Origin of the sequence: Pelagibacterium nitratireducens (assembly GCF_037044555.1) — a bacterium.
GTDB classification, from domain to species: domain Bacteria; phylum Pseudomonadota; class Alphaproteobacteria; order Rhizobiales; family Devosiaceae; genus Pelagibacterium; species Pelagibacterium nitratireducens.
Genome location: NZ_CP146275.1, coordinates 1259496 through 1274893, shown reverse-complemented (window position 1 = coordinate 1274893; position 15398 = coordinate 1259496). Strand labels below are relative to the sequence as shown.

The following is a 15398-nucleotide window of genomic DNA, read 5'->3' as shown; positions in this document are numbered from 1 at the left end:
ATGTTAGTCCTCATCGGTTTGTGCAAGATGTCGAAGGAACGATGCCGGGTCATCGAGTGCGAAGGCGCTGGGCTCCATCACCGTAACCTCGGTATCTGGTGGCTGAGTTCCGGACAGGGGTGCATCCCGCGTCCGCGCTCCTTGCGTTCCCTTGGACGTCTTTTTTCTCTTCTGCCTGCTCCGGTCTGGTCCCGCAGGCGGGATGCGGTCGTCGGTGCGATGCACGGCGGCAGTGTCGTGTGCTATGTTGACAGCGCCGGTGGGATTGGCAGGGATTGCCACTTCCTTGACTCGGTCGCCCGGAACCAGGCTCGGAGCCTTGTCGATCAACGCGGCCCGCTTGCGCGCTGCCCGGAACCCTTGATGGGGCAATTCCGAGCGGACCATGGCGTTGAACGCGGCTCGCGCAGCAATCATTTCGTCCTCACTGTGGAACGCGAGATTCTCCTCGGCGGCGAACCTTTCGACCTCTTTCAGGACTTTCCAGCTGATGCCGTGACTGTATCTGCTCCGGACGTTGGGCATCCGAATGGACTTCTTGGCTTCGAAATCCCAAACCATCACATAACTCGCATCAACGCGATCGCGGGTCGCATAGACGTCCATCGAGCCGGCGCGTGCAAAATCCTTTGTGCGGTTTCCCTTTCGCGCGAATCTCAGAAGGCGGTTCAGCAGATCCGAGGTGATGGAGGGATCATGAAAACGTTGACCATCGATGGCGACGCCCTGCGGCGTAAGCGTGCAACGCACACCCTCACCCAGAAGGCCATCAAACACCGTCACATCATCAACCGTTCGCCTGCCGTGGGCTTGAAGCCCCTTCGCCCAAGCCAACGCCGGTGCACATCCGATCTCCTCGTTGGGCTCGAGATGCCGGACGTGGACGAAATGGTGCCACATCAAATATTCCATCTGACGGATGGTGTGTGCGGCTTTGGTGCTGTTATCGATCCTGAACTTGGACCGAAGCTGGGGTGTCAATGGGATGCCACCCTTCATGCGATGCCAGACGTGCTCATTGAGATCATCAAACGCCTGCTCGACAACTGCCTTGAACTGCGGGCAGCGAACCGGGGCCCAAATCACACTGATACCCGCTGCCTCGCACGTGGCCTGAAAGCTCATACCCGCGAACTCCCACCCGTTATCGACCACAATCGTCCTCGGCTTGCCCCAACCGTCACACGCCCCTTTGACAGCGCCGAATTCCTCCACGAGCCAGTCTTTCACCCGCACAACCTGCTTGAGGCAGGCCATTACGGAATACAGCGACGGAGGTTCGTAAGAGAGAAAAGCCGCAAGACGCATTCGGGTCTTGAGATCGACGGCAAGTGTCAGAGTCGGCTTCTCGACGAGCAGAATATTGCCGCCTTCATCTTCAACGAGGGCCCAACAGTCTACGACAGTGTGGTCGAAGACCACGTATTCGAGCGGACGCGTTGCCTCGATGGACCTGCCCCGGCCGAGGTAGCGGGCATCGGCTGCCGGCTGCCCATAACGGTCCCGCCAGCGATACCAGCTCTCCGCAAGATTAATCCATTGCCGCGTTGTCTCCTTGGCCGGTTTGCGCAAGGAAGGCGGAATAGCCAGGCCCTCACCCTTGAGACGGGCGATCTCATTGAGTATCGCGTTGTAGAAGTCGTTGCGGACTTCGTGATGGGGCTTTCTGTCCGGGTGCCAGAACGCCTCGATCATCTTCTGCGCTTCGCTGATGACGAAGGGATGCCAGCGACGCAACTTTTCGTGCTTGCCGTAGTCGTAAAAGAAGGCGGACAAAGGCCGCGACTGGAATTCGCCGCATTGGTCGATGGCGCGCAAAAGCGTGGGCGCGGAAGGTGTCCACCTGATACCCGCCCGTTTCGCGTCGGCCCGTTTCGAACTAATGAAACGATCGACACCAACGTGCCCGCGGGTCGTCAGAGGGGCCAAATCTGCCTCAACGACGAACCAGCGGAGGTCGCGAGCCTTCTGGAAAATTCGGATTTGCTTGAGCCGACGGGCCTGTTCGGTTGTGGTGATCCCCGGCTCCTCGGGATCGAGGAGATTGGTCGGATTGACGTCGCCGAGTTCCAATGGAGACTTCTTGGTTCGCACCTTGTTGGGGACGCGTGCCGCGCGCCCGTCCGAACGCATGGTTTTGAACAGCGGCACGGCAATCTTGATATCCGGCCCGTCGTCCCCCTGAAAAACCAACAGACCCTTCATATCCATACGGAGGAAGCGAAGGGCACGCTTTTCGTCAGGGCTTGTTTTGACCCAATAGAGATCATCCTTTCGAAGGTCGAAATCGAGCTTCGGGAGTGTCATTGCATCGAATGTCATTTGCGCATGACTCCGAACAAATCCTGGCCTGCCGGAACCAGATGAACCGCTGTATGCTCAGCCAATCCTTCTTCAAGGCCGAGAGAAATCACACGCCGAACATGAAGGGCGGCGGCCTTTGCCATGCCAAGGGGTCGTCCCCCCAATTCGGTAATCAACTGGCCGAGGTCGACACCGCTTCCGGTGCATTCACGCGCTACTCGAACGTCCTCAGCCGTAATGGAAGTATCGTGATCAAGACAGATCTCATGCACCGCCCTCTCGATCTTGGGCACTGCGAGATCTCGCGACGTGAGAACCTCAGCAAATTGCCAGCCGAGCCTCTCATATACTTCCCGCGCCAACCCGAGCTTGGCACGATAGAGATCATCCTGGGCCCGTCGATCCTTGTCAGTCTTGATCTCGACCAACAGAACGGCATCGCGGCCCAAAGTCATGTCTGGATGCCAATCGGCGACAGCCTCCGCGAACGGGACGCCGCGCTTCAGCATATCGGCAAAACCTTCATCGACTTCGATGCGGGCGTCGGGGAAATAGACCCACCGGTCGATGTCGCCGATGATCTGCATTTCGAGGCGATGAGGTTGGGCGAGGTAACTGCGAACAGGAGACGCAACTTCGCACAAGCGCATGAAGCTGCGCTCGCCGCGCATGCTTTCCCACGGTGCAGCGCGAAACGCGGACTTGATCATATATTCGCGTCCGGTCGGCTTGTTGTGCAGCCCGTTGATGATCGTGCGCACTGGTCCGCCATCGAGCGAAACGAAGATGTGTGCGAAGATGAGTTCGCGATCGAGCTCAAGCTGCCGGCGAATGTCGAGGCGTTCGCGTGCACGCGGCTGCCGTGCGACGGCTTCCGGGACGAACTCGCCCGGCGGAGCAGCCATCTCGGCCCAAGCCGCATCAGAACGCTCCAGGCTCGCCATCGTCATGCTGCACCCCCGGGTCCAGAACAGCAGCAGGCGTCCAGATCGGCAAGGGGCACAATGCGGTCCGCGTCAAGGAGCGCCTCATACTCGTCGTCGGAAAACGAAACGACCTCTCCCGACGCCTCCACCATGAAGTGCCAAGACTGATCATCGCAGTTCAGTAGGTAGGCGATCCACTCCGTGCCGCAGTCATCGAAAAGCATGACAGGTGGGGAACTTAAGTGCACATCGAGAACGTCGCCGGCATCGCGAGCGACCTGGAATTGATGCGCCGCAATATGGACCAACCTGCCCGCCCCGTCGCGGAAGAAGATGTGTTCCCCACTCGCGTAGCTGAAGCTCAGGATAGCGGGATCGATACCGCTACGAACGAGATAGGTGCCTTCGAGGGCATTGTGGTCAGAACGGTGGTCGAAGCGACCGAGGCTCTCTCTTGAGATAACGCTGGACATGGCAGTCCTTCCAGCGCCCGAGGGTTGACATGTGCGCACGTGTACGCAATGCTCCTCGGGCACTTGGTTGTGTCTTTGCGCTTCGATTTCGACGTCTTGGGCGCAAAGACGGTTGATGCTGATAAAGAGGCGCTCAGGATTTCCTGGGCGCTTTCTTTTATGGGGTAGCTTGCACTTGGCGCTCCCTATCCCCTTTACCTTTCCTTTCCTATTGACCCGCAATGTGTCGCCGAAGGGCAGCTGCGAATCTCTATGTCATGATTTTCCGAATCAGTCGGGATTGAAAGCCCTAAGTGACGGGTGGCGACCAACTTTTTGCCATCCGGCCTTTGAATTGGTGGAGTCAAAAGAGTCCACTATCGGCATTTCCTAATGTTTTACATTAACTAATCGACGGCGCTTGTTGTTGCGGGTAAAATCGACGCGCGCATCGATTCTGGCGGGGTTGGATCGCCGCAGTCCAATTCCCTTGAGCATGAATTTTCCAGAAGAAAGGGAGCATGTCTCGATGAGGAAAAGTGACGCATGCAGAAGCGCGTGCGATCACGTCATCGTGAGTGCAAAAAAACATTTCTCTCTTGGGGAGGGATATCGATAACCGCTCGTTCCCTCCGAATCGATGTCTCTAAAGCGGTGATCGATTCGCATCGGGAGGTGACTGGCAGGTTCAGTGCCGACAAGTCAGATTGCCTCTTATGCCTGAATTGGACCGGAAAGTCAATTAGAATGTCGAAAAACGACACTTAAGACTGACGTCGACCAAGCCTGATTGGAGCAACGCCGCGTTCACCTGCCCACCATTCGCAGGCCCGCTCCTTTCGGTGACGATTGGCCGCCGGTTGAGACCCGACCACACGTCTGAATCTTTTCCATGCGTTGAGGCCGACGAGCCGAACGTAATCGTATGGCCATAAATCACGATCCCGGTTGTCGCCAATCACCTTTGTCCCCATCCCACCACTAAACGGCCCAAAGATAAAAAGGCCCGCAGCGTGGTGCTACGGACCCTGATGTTGGTTCTATGATGGAGCCTCCATCATTCGGTTGCCGAACGTTACATCATGGAGTCGCCGGCGGTGAACGGCTGAACATACGGAGCGTCTTCCGTGTTGAGCGCCGGGGTGTCGACATCGGTCATTCCGTCACCGAACGAATATTTCCCGTCTCCGTCAGTATCATAATGCAGCATGGCGATGTAGTCGGCGCCATCTTCAAGCGGATACTCCGTCGTAATCTCTACGCTGTCCGTTGTTCCGCCTTCCACATATGCATTGCCGATCGAGGCCGGCACCACGGGTTGACCATCGAGAACCTCGTGAATGACCACGAAACCTGGTTCATCGATGAGGACCGAGGGTATAGTCACCGTATCGCCATCGACCTGAATGCCGTCCGTTGCAATATTGAGATGATCGGCCAGTGCAGGACCCGCCATCAATGCACTCGAACCAAGCGCCAACGCGACTATCGATTGTTTCAGCATGGTGTTCTTCTCCTTGATGAAGTCAAGATGACCCGAACAGGGCCACGGAGAGAAACAAATGTCTCCGCTGGGAGAAGCTACGTTTCCCCGACCGAAAAGTTTCAATCTGGCAATCAGGAAACGCAAGGTACATCGGTGTTCGTCAACGTGGGGAAGAGAACCCCACTCCCCCTGCTGAACTCACAAGCTGGGGAAGATCACCCGTTTGGCCGATCCTCGTTCAGGGCGCGGGCCGCAGCGCCGTCGACGCGGAAATCGTCGAGTTATCCTTGATGAAGTCGTGAACCATGCCGCCGCTCGGCCGTTTACATTTCAACAGGGGGGTGCGAACCTATGAGTAAAAGTGCCGAAAAAGCTGTACTCTATCGGATGGTGATGGACGACCATATCTGTCCGTTCGGCCTCAAATCGAGACATCTGCTGAAGTCCGAAGGTTACGAGGTTGAGGACAACTGGCTGACAACTCGGGAGCAAACCGACGCTTTCAAGCGAGAGCATCAGGTCGATACCACGCCGCAAACCTTTCTTGGTGGCAGGCGCGTCGGCGGTTACGACGACCTCAAAAGGCACTTTGGCAAAGGCAAAAATGAAGGCGAGACAAGCTACACGCCGGTAGTCGCGGTCTTTGCCATGGCTGCAGCAATGGCGTTGGCCGCGACCTGGGCAGCATTCGGCACCGTTGTGACCATTCGGTCCGTGGAGTGGTTCATCGCCATCTCCATGTGCATCCTCGCGGTCCTCAAGCTCCGTGACATCTCATCGTTTTCAAACACGTTCCTCGGATACGATCTCGTAGCGCAACGCTACGTCCCTTACGCCTACTTCTATCCTTTCGGGGAAGCGCTCGCCGGCGTTCTGATGATCGCAGGCGCTCTGCTCTGGATCGCGATCCCCGTCGCCCTCGTCATCGGCACCATTGGTGCCATTTCAGTATTCAAAGCCGTCTATATCGACAAGCGCGATCTCAAATGCGCTTGCGTCGGCGGAAACAGCAACGTCCCCTTGGGCTTCGTGTCCCTGACCGAGAACGTGATGATGGTCGCCATGGCGCTGTGGATGATGAGGATGCTATGACCCTCATGCGCTTCCGCAGGGCCATATCGCTGGGCTTTCTCATGATGGTCTTGACGGCCCTACCCGCGATTGGGGCAGTTTGCCAAAGCGAACACACATTCCTTCTCGCCCCCACGCAAGATGCTGAGTCGCTCGGTCAAAATACGCCAGGTGAACTAAGCCAGGCCCATCACGCCGGGTCCGGCAACGCCTTCGATCTCCATTGCGCCACCTCCGCTGTGCTGCCCGCCGGTATCAACATAAATACCGACGAAAAGCAGACATTGGTCGATCATTGGGCTTTCCCAGCGCCACCAGCTAACAATGCAGGCATTGATCCACCTCCGCCCAGATGAACCGGACCTAAGCAGGTCCGCAAATCATTTGGATCCATTTCGATCGGAGAAGTTTCATGAAAATGTATTGGCGCTTTGCCGCCATGATCGCCACGTCTACGCTGGTCATGTTCGGCCTGATGTATCTCAACACCTATGCTTTCGAGCACGTATTCTGGAGCGAAACCCGCGCCTGGATGGCGCTGGTCATGGGTGCCACCATGGCCGTCATCATGCTGGCGTACATGCTCTCGATGTACAAGAACACCAAGCTCAACATCGCCATTTTCGCTGGTTCAATCGTCGTGTTTTCGGGGGCGCTCTGGTTAGTGCGTAGTCAAGTCAGCGTTGACGACAGCGAATACATGCAGGCAATGATCCCACATCACTCAATTGCCATCATGACATCTGAACGCTCCCAGATTACCGATCCGCGCGTCCGCAAGCTCGCCGACGAAATCATCGAGGCCCAGGAGCGGGAAATTTCAGAAATGAAGTTTCTCATCGGTGACCTTGCGGATCGCGACGATAGTGGTGCGCCTGACGATGCAATCGATCCCGCGCTCGGCGACGAGCCCGCAGAATTCATGACGGCAGGAGCCGCACTGGAGGGTGCGCAGATCGCCGGTCTGGATCCCGCGACGCTCGATGATGCCCAGATCGAAGAGGGTCTGGATGGAGATCGTCGCTGCGTGTTTCGCTACACCAGCGAGGGAAACCCTGTTTTCGCTTTTAACCCGGGCGCTGACGGGGAAGATGCTGCCCTCATCAAAGTCAACGGAGCATTGGTTCGCTTGGCGCTGGCCAGCAATTCCGAGGGAGCCCTTGGGTATGAAGCGGGCGACATTCGGATCAGCCTGACGTCGGAGCAACAGGCACAGGGCTGGGATGCTGATCAGAATGAAGCCACCATGGTGTTCGAAATCGGATCCGAACTCCGCGTAGGCTATGGCGGCTACGTCGCCTGTTCTGCTTAAGGGTAGAGGAAGGGCCGGCAAGCCAGCGCGCCCTTCCTCGTCTGCCGCGTGCATTGATAGCCGACACCGCTTTGCCTCGGCCGCGCAACCCATCTCCGACGGGCTCGTCCGAGTAAGATCTGTCTATCGCGCCATGTCGAGCCGCCGTAGCAACTGAGCGTTGATCGCAACGATGACCGTGCTGGCAGACATTAGCACCGCCCCCACCGCGGGCGCCAGGACGATACCGGCCCAATAGAGCACCCCGGCAGCGAGCGGGATCGCAACAATATTGTATCCGGCGGCCCACCACAGGTTCTGGATCATCTTGCGATAGGTCGCGCGGCTGAGGGTTACGATGCGGGCGATGTCCCGGGGATCAGAACGCACCAGCACCACATCACCGGCTTCGACAGCCACATCGGTTCCCGCACCTACGGCCACTCCGACATCGGCGGTGACGAGAGCGGGCGCGTCGTTGACGCCATCGCCCACCATGGCAACGCGCTTGCTCTGGGCCTGCAGCTCTTTGATCTTGTCGGACTTCTGATCGGGCAGCACGCCGGAAAAGACTGTGTTGATCCCGAGTTCACGACCCACCGATCGCGCCACGGCCTCGGAGTCCCCCGTCAGGATAACGACCTCGATGCCCATCGACTGCAGCTTGGCTACGGCCTCCTTGGACTCCGGGCGCACCTGATCGGCGATCGCGAACACCGCCAAAACGTTCTCGCCCTCCAGAAGGTAGATCGCGGCCTGCCCGTTGTCACCAAAGCGACGGCTTGCGCTCTCCACGTCATTGTCGAGCTCGACATTGCGTTCCCGCAACAACGCCGGCCCCCCAACGGACAAGCGGCGTGCCTCGACAACAGCCTCGACGCCCTTGCCAGCTGCCGACTCGAAACTCGATGACCGCGGGAGCGCGAGCCCTTTGTCTTCTGCGCTCTTGAGCAATGCCTGTGCGATTGGGTGTTCGGAGTCCCGTTCGACTGCTGCTGCGAGCGACAATACCGTATCCGGATCATTTTCCTTTGCGGCGACAATCTCGACCACACGGTGGGAACCAAGCGTCAATGTTCCGGTCTTGTCGAATACGACCGTGTCGAGATTTCGCGCTTCCTCAAGACCGCGACGGTCCCGAATGAGCAAACCATTTCGGGCACCCAGGGTGGTTGAAATGGCCGTGACCAGTGGAACGGCAAGCCCTAGGGCGTGAGGACAGGCGATGACGAGCACAGTCACAACCCGGGTAACCGTAAAATCGATCTCGGCACCGAGCAGTGACCATGCGGCAAGGGTCGCGACACCGGCAACAATGGCAACGACGGTGAGCAGAAAGGCGGCCCGGTCGGCCAGCGCCTGGGCGCGCGAGCGGGATGACTGTGCTTGAGAAACCAGCCTCATGATGCCGGCCAAGGCCGTCTCTTGACCTGTTTGAAGCACGCGCACTCGAAGGGAGCCCTGCCCGTTCACGGTGCCGCCGAGCACTTCGGATCCATCTGTCTTGTCGACCAGTTGAGATTCCCCGGTAATCATGGATTCGTTGACAGCGCTTTTGCCCGACATGACGACGCCATCGGCCGGAATCGAGGCCCCTGGTCGCACAAGAACGACGTCATCCGTCCTGAGGCCCGACACGGGCACCTCTTCGGTCCTATCTCCTTCAATTACCCGTACAGCCAAATCGGGCAATAACTTCGCCAGTTCGTTGAGTGCGCCTTGCGCCTGGGAAATCGAGCGCATCTCGATCCAGTGTCCCAGCAGCATGATGGTCACCAATGTGGCCAGCTCCCACCACAGCGGGTGACCGTCGAACCCGAGCAAGACGGCAACGCTGTAGACAAACGCAACGGAGATGGCCAGCGAGATCAGCGTCATCATGCCCGGGAGCCGCGCCTTGAGCTCACCGATTGCACTGTTCAGAAACACCCACCCCCCGTAGATGAAGACAACCGTCCCAAAAAGGGCGGGAATGAATTCGGATCCTGGAAACCGTGGCGCCGTATACCCGAACCATTCCTGGATCATCGGCTCCCAAAACACCGTCGGAACTGTTAGGGCCAGTGAGAGCCAGAATTTGTCACGAAACATTGCCACCGAATGCCCCGCATGCTTGTCGCGTCCCGTGGTGTCTTCGGTCGCGGCAGTGCCATGGGCATGACGGTGTTGTTGATGCTGATCCATTCCAATTCCTCTTCGCTCTTGCAAAAGCCCTACATGTTTTCGGCCACGAGCACTGATCGCGGGTGAGACAAACGAACGGTATGGTGCTCCTTCCAATGCTGGGAAGGTCAAGTCCTATTCACGTCAATCCTTTGTTGATGCCGCCAGTGTTAGGTGGCGAAACCAAGGGAGGTTTCCGGTGTTCTTTGCCCTTTCGCAAATTCTCGACTTCTTTCTCACGCCGTCCAACGTTTTGTTGCTGGCCCTTTTGGCGGCGCTGGCGCTTTGGGTCATGAAGATCCGGAAACTGGCTGCCGCATTCGGGATCGTTTCGATTTTGGGATTGGCCCTTGCGGCTTGGTCACCTCTTGGCCCGTTCGCATTGGGCGTATTGGAAAACAGATTTCCCAGGACTGCACTACCCGACGAAGTTGCAGGCGTCATCATGCTGGGTGGTGCTGTCGACACGCACATTTCTTTCGACCGGAAAACACTCGTTCTCAATGAAGCCGGCGAGCGCATTGTTGAGACCCGCATGCTCGCAGCGCGCTATCCCGAGGCCCAGATCTTTCTTTCCGGCGGTGGAGGACACCAGTCGAACGATGGTAGCCTCACCGAGTCCGAACTGGCGCGACACGCCTTGATCAGTTCTGGGGTTGCCGCCGAACGCCTCACCATGGAAGAACTATCCCGCAACACGTGCGAGAATGCCCGAGAAACGGCCGCCGCTCTTGCTGGGCGCGCGTCCGGCACCTGGGTTCTTGTGACCTCGGCCAGTCACATGCCACGCGCTGTTGCTTGCTTCAGGACCACGAACCTGACGGTTGTACCCTACCCGGTCGATTACCGGACCAAATCCGCAGGCGGCACCTGGCCTGGAACGGCGTCGAACGGGCTCTCAACAACCGACCTGGCGGCCCACGAATGGGTCGGCCTTTTGAGTTATCGTCTGGCAGCGTTCACTGAAGAGACTTTCCCATCGCCGCGGGATTGAGACTGAGCCTTGCTTGGGTTCAGCATCGACTCACATTTGCGAACCACCTGGCTGCGTATCGTAGGCTTGCGTCCAACTCTCGTCTCCAGCATCCGCTGCCGGTCGCTCAAAGAGATCGCGTGCAAGATTTCGGCGTTTATGATGGATTGCTTCTCGCAACGCGTCAGCAGATTGTATGACGCCCATATTCTCCAGCGCCAACAAGAAGGCGAAGGTGTGGACGAGGTGGGCCTGTGGCCCGAAATCTTTGGTCGGCACCTTGCCGTCCTCGTAGAGGATCAATATCTGATCCCCCCGAGACAGAGTGTGTCGGACGTGATCGGAAAATTCCCTGATGGAGTTTTCACCGGCGTCGGTCGTCAGCCGGATGCGACGCTGAACATCCGGTGGCAAAGCCTGATACATGAGCCCATACGTTGTTTCGATGGACTGGATGCGATTGCCCGCCTTTGAGAACCACCGATCCAGTGCTGGCTTGTCCGGAGCACCTTCCCCACCACGCTCAAGTTCGTACCGAACCATATCCGTGACCACGATTGCACAGTCGAAGCGATCAAGAAGATCCAGTCGGTCAATCAGCCCCAAACTGATTAGGGGCCCTGCGTCGGGGAGGACCAGCCTAAGCATCGTTGTCCCTTAGAAGATAAGGGGCCAAAAGTTTCGCCGCGCCGATCGCTTCCCTTTTAATGCGATTTTCGTCGGTGCCCGGAAGGGGAAGACCGGCATCCTCCAGGGCGACAGCAAGGTCTCGATAGCCGCCCAGGCCAAGTCGCGTGGCAGCCTCATCAGACCCGATGTGACCGCGAGAGTACGCTTGAAGAATCTGATGAGGTGAAAAGAGAGGCGTGCGCTTCCTCTCGTCTCTCTTGGCAATATCGTTTGTCGAGACGAGGTCACCATACAATTGTGCAGAAACGATCACTACGCTTTCGCGTCCATATCGAGTTACGAAGACCGGCTCGTTCAAGGCACGATCGTGCCACTCTCCGAAGTTCTTCGCGATCTCGGCTGCCGGAACTTTTTGCATGACGCCTTCCTCTCCCACGGGAATTATACGTAAGTTACGGAAAACATCAAGAAGGTCGCCAAAAATTCATGCACGCCCTAAGATGACTAAAATTGCGGATAGATTGGTCGACATCGCCATGCTTTCCGGCGCACAACCCTAGAAATGAAAAATTCCACCATGGCTCCAATAGCGGTCATAACCGCATCGGTGAGTATTCTCTTGGCCATTCTTGCGGTCTCCATCGCGACCGGCGGAACCCTCTCGCATGCCGTCGAGAATTCGACCGAAGGTCGGCAGCTGTATCTCGACAATTGCGCTGCTTGTCACGGTGAAACGCTCGAGGGCCAGCCCCAATGGCGCGAGCGTCTGCCTAACGGTCGCATGCCGGCTCCTCCCCATGATGAGACAGGTCACACCTGGCATCACAGCGACGAGCAACTTTTTCGCATCACTCATGATGGCGTGGCAGCAATTGTTGGTGGAAATTATGAAAGCGACATGCCGGCGTTCGGGGACCTGCTCACTGACGACGAGATCGAGGCAATTCTCGACTACATCAAAAGCACTTGGCCAGAACGCGCACGCGCTTACCAAGAACAAATGTCCGAGCAAAACTGATAGTCAGAAGGCAGTCATCCCGGTTTCGCGGAAACCAAAACTCCTGCCTCAAAGCGAGGCTTGCGTTTCAACCTTTGTTTGGCCAATTCAGGTTTGGCGAAATCCTCGATGATGGGACAGTCTGGGCGACCGTCTCCATGACAGTGGGAGGCGAGATGCTTTAGCGTCTCGCTCATTTGCTGCAGGGCCCTGGCTTTTTCCTCCAGTATTTCTACATGGGCCAATGCGATCGCTTTGACATCCGCGCTGGCCCGTTCGCGATCCCGCCACAGCGCCAGAAGTTCGCGCATGTCGTCCACCGAAAACCCCAAATCCCGCGCCCTGCTGATGAACCGCAATGTGTGGACGTCCTGATCATCGTAGATGCGATACCCTGCATCTGTTCGGTGCACCGGCGCTATGAGCCCTATGGATTCATAGTAGCGGATCATTTTTGCCGATACGCCTGAAGCTTTGGCTGCCTGTCCGATATTCATTGTGCGGGCTCCAGATTCATCTGGGAAAGTTGCTGAGGTACGGAATGAGGATTGATGGGCCGAGGCGAAAACCGCCTCAGCCGCAGGGCGTTCCCCAGCACAAACACGCTCGAAAGGGCCATGGCCCCCGCAGCGAGGGCCGGCGAGAGCAGAATTCCCCAAACGGGATAGAGCAAACCGGCTGCCACCGGGATCAAGACAGTGTTGTATGCAAATGCCCAAAAGAGGTTTTGCTTGATATTGCGGATGGTCGCCTTGCTCAAGGCGATGGCGTCGCCGACGGCGGTGAGGTCGCCCGACATCAAAACCACATCGGCACTTTCGATCGCGATGTCCGTTCCCGTTCCCACGGCAATGCCGACATCGGCTTCGGCAAGCGCGGGCGCATCATTGATACCATCGCCCACAAAGGCGAGGTGGCGGCCTGCCCCGCGAAGCGCTTTGATGGCGTCGACCTTACCGCTCGGCAGCACCTCGGCGACTACCTCGTCGATACCGAGTTGTTTGGCTACAGCCTGGGCGGTTTTTTCGTTATCGCCTGTGATCATCGCCACCTTAAGCCCAAGGGCGTGAAGGCGCTCGATCGCTGTGCGTGACGTGGGCTTGATAGGATCGGCCACCGAAATGATGGCGGCCAGCCGTCCATCAATTGCTGCATAGAGTGGCGACTTTCCCATTTCGGCAAATTCAACCGCCTGGTTTGCAAATGAATCGACCTCAATTCCGCTGCGTCTCAAAGCACGATCGGCCCCAACCAGCACTTTGCGCCCATCCACGTCACCGGTGACGCCAAAACCCGGATCGGCCAGAAAATCATCGGCGGCCAAAAGGTCCACAGACCTGGCATGCGCACCGCGAACGATCGCCTCGGCTATCGGGTGTTCGGAGTGCTGCTCGAGGCTTGCCACGAGCCTGAGAACGTCATCTTCCTCGAACCCAGGAGCGACGATCAGATCGGTCAACTCGGGCTGGCCCAATGTCAAAGTTCCGGTCTTGTCGAGCGCGACGACTTCGGCCGATCGCAGCGTTTGCAGCGCTTCGCCCTTGCGGAACAGGATGCCTAGCTCGGCCGCCCGCCCGGTGCCAACCATAATGGATGTGGGCGTCGCCAGCCCCATGGCACATGGACATGCAATGATGAGCACGGCGACGGCGTTGACCAGCGCAAAGCTCAGCTGTGGAGAGGGGCCGAACATCAGCCAGACCAGAAATGTTAAAGCGGCCAAACCGATGACGATTGGCACAAAGACCCCGGTAACCCGGTCGACCAACGCCTGGATCGGCAGCTTTGCCCCTTGTGCTGCCTCGACCATGGCAATGATCTGGGCCAGCACCGTGTCACGCCCGACCCGGGTCGCTTCAAACGTGAAGGCGCCCGTTTTGTTGATTGTCCCGCCAACCACTTCGGCACCTGCCGCCTTTTGAACGGGGACCGGTTCACCGGTGATCATTGCCTCATCGACATAGGACGAGCCCGAGAGCACGCGTCCGTCGACCGGAATTTTGTCACCCGGGCGAATGTGAACAACATTCCCGGCCACGACCTCATCGAGATCGACCTCGACGATCGCACCATCGCGGTCGATCCGCGCCGTCTTCGCCTGCAGTCCGACAAGGCGTTTGATTGCCTGTCCGGTGCGTCCCTTGGCCCGCGCCTCGAGATAACGGCCGAGCAGGATCAGGGTGACGATCACCGCCGCGGCTTCATAATAGACATTGCTCGTCCCTGCCGGCAGCAAATCTGGTAGGAAGGTCGCTACCACCGAATACCCCCACGCAGCGGATGCCCCAAGTGCCACAAGGGAATTCATGTCCGGTGTCCGGCGCCAGAGGTTGGGAAAGCCTTTGACGAGAAACCGGCGCCCGGGGCCAAACAGGACGATCGTGGCGAGGATGAACTGCACGTAGCGATTGGTCTGCATGCCAATCGTGTCCATGATGAACATGTGCACTGCAGGAATGAAGTGCGAGCCCATCTCGATGACGAAAAGCGGAGCGGTGAGCAGCGCTGCAAGAAGCATCGCGTTGCGAAGCGAGATGGCTTCGGCTTCCTTGATCTGTTCGCGACTGGGTCCGTTGGACTTGGCTTCAGCCGCGACACTTCGGACACTGTAGCCAGCCGTCGCGACGGCGCGTGCCAAATCGTCTTTTGTGGCCGTTGCCCCAAGCACCTCGACTGTTGCACGTTCGGTCGCAAGATTGACGGCGGCGTCCACGACACCCTCAACGCGCTTGAGCGCCTTTTCCACCCTACCCACGCACGAGGCGCAGGTCATGCCCTCGATATCGAGTGTAATAGTCTCCGAGGCCTCTGGGGTGTACCCGGCTTTATGCACCGCCTCGGCGATCTGCCGAACATCTGTCGGACCCGAAAGTTCAATTCGCGCACGCTCGGTGGCGAGGTTGACCGAAGCCGAAGCTACGCCGGGGACCGCCCGAATAGCTTTTTCAACGCGTGATACGCAGGAGGCGCAAGTCATCCCCTCGATGGTAAAATCGAGGGATTTCATGCCGTTTAATTGTTTCACCTGGTTCATTTTCTGCAGTCCTTGTTCGACAACTGCACAATGATCTAATCCTTCCAATCATGGTAAGGTCAAGTGCAAAT

The 15398-nt window shown here is 57.9% G+C and carries 13 protein-coding genes; 4 read left to right on the top strand and 9 right to left on the bottom strand.

What is annotated here, in order from left to right; all coding sequences use genetic code 11:
• Positions 1–3: 3 nt before the first annotated feature.
• From V6617_RS06415 to V6617_RS06400, 4 genes are all read right to left on the bottom strand, one after another.
• Positions 4–2322, bottom strand: a complete 2319-nt coding sequence (locus tag V6617_RS06415) for a transposase family protein (RefSeq protein WP_338609817.1) — start codon at positions 2320–2322, stop codon at positions 4–6.
• Positions 2319–3254, bottom strand: a complete 936-nt coding sequence (locus V6617_RS06410) for a hypothetical protein (RefSeq protein ID WP_338609816.1) — start codon at positions 3252–3254, stop codon at positions 2319–2321. Before V6617_RS06410 ends, V6617_RS06415 begins: the two co-directional genes overlap by 4 nt.
• Positions 3251–3703 carry a hypothetical protein gene (locus tag V6617_RS06405; protein WP_332716555.1) on the bottom strand — a complete coding sequence of 151 codons (453 nt, stop codon included), beginning with the start codon at positions 3701–3703 and terminating at the stop codon, positions 3251–3253. The genes V6617_RS06410 and V6617_RS06405 overlap by 4 nt, the downstream gene beginning before the upstream one ends.
• A gap of 1054 nt (positions 3704–4757) precedes the next feature.
• Positions 4758–5186: a DUF7282 domain-containing protein gene (locus V6617_RS06400; protein ID WP_338609815.1), complete on the bottom strand. Its 429-nt coding sequence runs from the start codon at positions 5184–5186 to the stop codon at positions 4758–4760.
• Between the two features lie 333 nt (positions 5187–5519).
• On the opposite strand from V6617_RS06400, the gene V6617_RS06395 reads away from it, so the two are divergent.
• Both V6617_RS06395 and V6617_RS06390 read left to right on the top strand, forming a co-directional pair.
• Positions 5520–6260: a glutaredoxin gene (locus V6617_RS06395; RefSeq protein ID WP_332716559.1), complete on the top strand. Its 741-nt coding sequence runs from the start codon at positions 5520–5522 to the stop codon at positions 6258–6260.
• A gap of 397 nt (positions 6261–6657) precedes the next feature.
• Positions 6658–7551 (top strand): DUF305 domain-containing protein, encoded by an 894-nt coding sequence (locus tag V6617_RS06390; protein ID WP_338609814.1) that lies wholly within the window; start codon positions 6658–6660, stop codon positions 7549–7551.
• Positions 7552–7674: 123 nt separating this feature from the next.
• Here V6617_RS06390 and V6617_RS06385 read toward each other — a convergent pair whose 3' ends face one another.
• Positions 7675–9825 (bottom strand): copper-translocating P-type ATPase, encoded by a 2151-nt coding sequence (locus V6617_RS06385; protein ID WP_338609813.1) that lies wholly within the window; start codon positions 9823–9825, stop codon positions 7675–7677.
• A gap of 67 nt (positions 9826–9892) precedes the next feature.
• Here V6617_RS06385 and V6617_RS06380 point away from each other — a divergent pair, with 67 nt between their 5' ends.
• Positions 9893–10687: a YdcF family protein gene (locus tag V6617_RS06380; RefSeq protein ID WP_338609812.1), complete on the top strand. Its 795-nt coding sequence runs from the start codon at positions 9893–9895 to the stop codon at positions 10685–10687.
• Between the two features lie 30 nt (positions 10688–10717).
• On the opposite strand, the gene V6617_RS06375 is transcribed toward V6617_RS06380, so the two are convergent.
• Both V6617_RS06375 and V6617_RS06370 read right to left on the bottom strand, forming a co-directional pair.
• A complete protein-coding gene (locus V6617_RS06375; RefSeq protein ID WP_338609811.1) occupies positions 10718–11272 on the bottom strand; it encodes a hypothetical protein in 555 nt (184 codons plus the stop codon).
• Positions 11273–11306: 34 nt separating this feature from the next.
• On the bottom strand, positions 11307–11714 hold the full coding sequence (locus V6617_RS06370; protein WP_338609810.1) for a hypothetical protein: 408 nt from the start codon (positions 11712–11714) through the stop codon (positions 11307–11309).
• A gap of 144 nt (positions 11715–11858) precedes the next feature.
• Between V6617_RS06370 and V6617_RS06365 the strand changes: the two genes are divergently transcribed.
• Positions 11859–12314, top strand: coding sequence for a c-type cytochrome (locus tag V6617_RS06365; protein WP_332716575.1), 456 nt, complete (start codon positions 11859–11861; stop codon positions 12312–12314).
• Between the two features lie 14 nt (positions 12315–12328).
• Here the strand turns inward: V6617_RS06365 and cueR are convergent, their stop codons facing one another.
• Complete coding sequence (gene cueR / locus V6617_RS06360) at positions 12329–12790, bottom strand: Cu(I)-responsive transcriptional regulator (RefSeq protein WP_090599157.1); 462 nt, start codon at positions 12788–12790, stop codon at positions 12329–12331.
• Positions 12787–15327, bottom strand: a complete 2541-nt coding sequence (locus V6617_RS06355; protein ID WP_338609809.1) for a heavy metal translocating P-type ATPase — start codon at positions 15325–15327, stop codon at positions 12787–12789. Before V6617_RS06355 ends, cueR begins: the two co-directional genes overlap by 4 nt.
• Positions 15328–15398 lie beyond the last annotated feature (71 nt).

What these genes read in the sequence shown, in the direction of transcription:
- V6617_RS06390 (WP_338609814.1), top strand. Translation starts at nt 6,658, where the DNA reads ATGTATTGGCGCTTTGCCGCCATGATCGCCACGTCTACGCTGGTCATG.
- V6617_RS06415 (WP_338609817.1), bottom strand. Translation starts at nt 2,322, where the DNA reads ATGACATTCGATGCAATGACACTCCCGAAGCTCGATTTCGACCTTCGA.
- V6617_RS06370 (WP_338609810.1), bottom strand. Translation starts at nt 11,714, where the DNA reads ATGCAAAAAGTTCCGGCAGCCGAGATCGCGAAGAACTTCGGAGAGTGG.
- cueR (WP_090599157.1), bottom strand. Translation starts at nt 12,790, where the DNA reads ATGAATATCGGACAGGCAGCCAAAGCTTCAGGCGTATCGGCAAAAATG.
- V6617_RS06365 (WP_332716575.1), top strand. Translation starts at nt 11,859, where the DNA reads ATGAAAAATTCCACCATGGCTCCAATAGCGGTCATAACCGCATCGGTG.
- V6617_RS06405 (WP_332716555.1), bottom strand. Translation starts at nt 3,703, where the DNA reads ATGTCCAGCGTTATCTCAAGAGAGAGCCTCGGTCGCTTCGACCACCGT.
- V6617_RS06395 (WP_332716559.1), top strand. Translation starts at nt 5,520, where the DNA reads ATGAGTAAAAGTGCCGAAAAAGCTGTACTCTATCGGATGGTGATGGAC.
- V6617_RS06400 (WP_338609815.1), bottom strand. Translation starts at nt 5,186, where the DNA reads ATGCTGAAACAATCGATAGTCGCGTTGGCGCTTGGTTCGAGTGCATTG.
- V6617_RS06410 (WP_338609816.1), bottom strand. Translation starts at nt 3,254, where the DNA reads ATGACGATGGCGAGCCTGGAGCGTTCTGATGCGGCTTGGGCCGAGATG.
- V6617_RS06355 (WP_338609809.1), bottom strand. Translation starts at nt 15,327, where the DNA reads ATGAACCAGGTGAAACAATTAAACGGCATGAAATCCCTCGATTTTACC.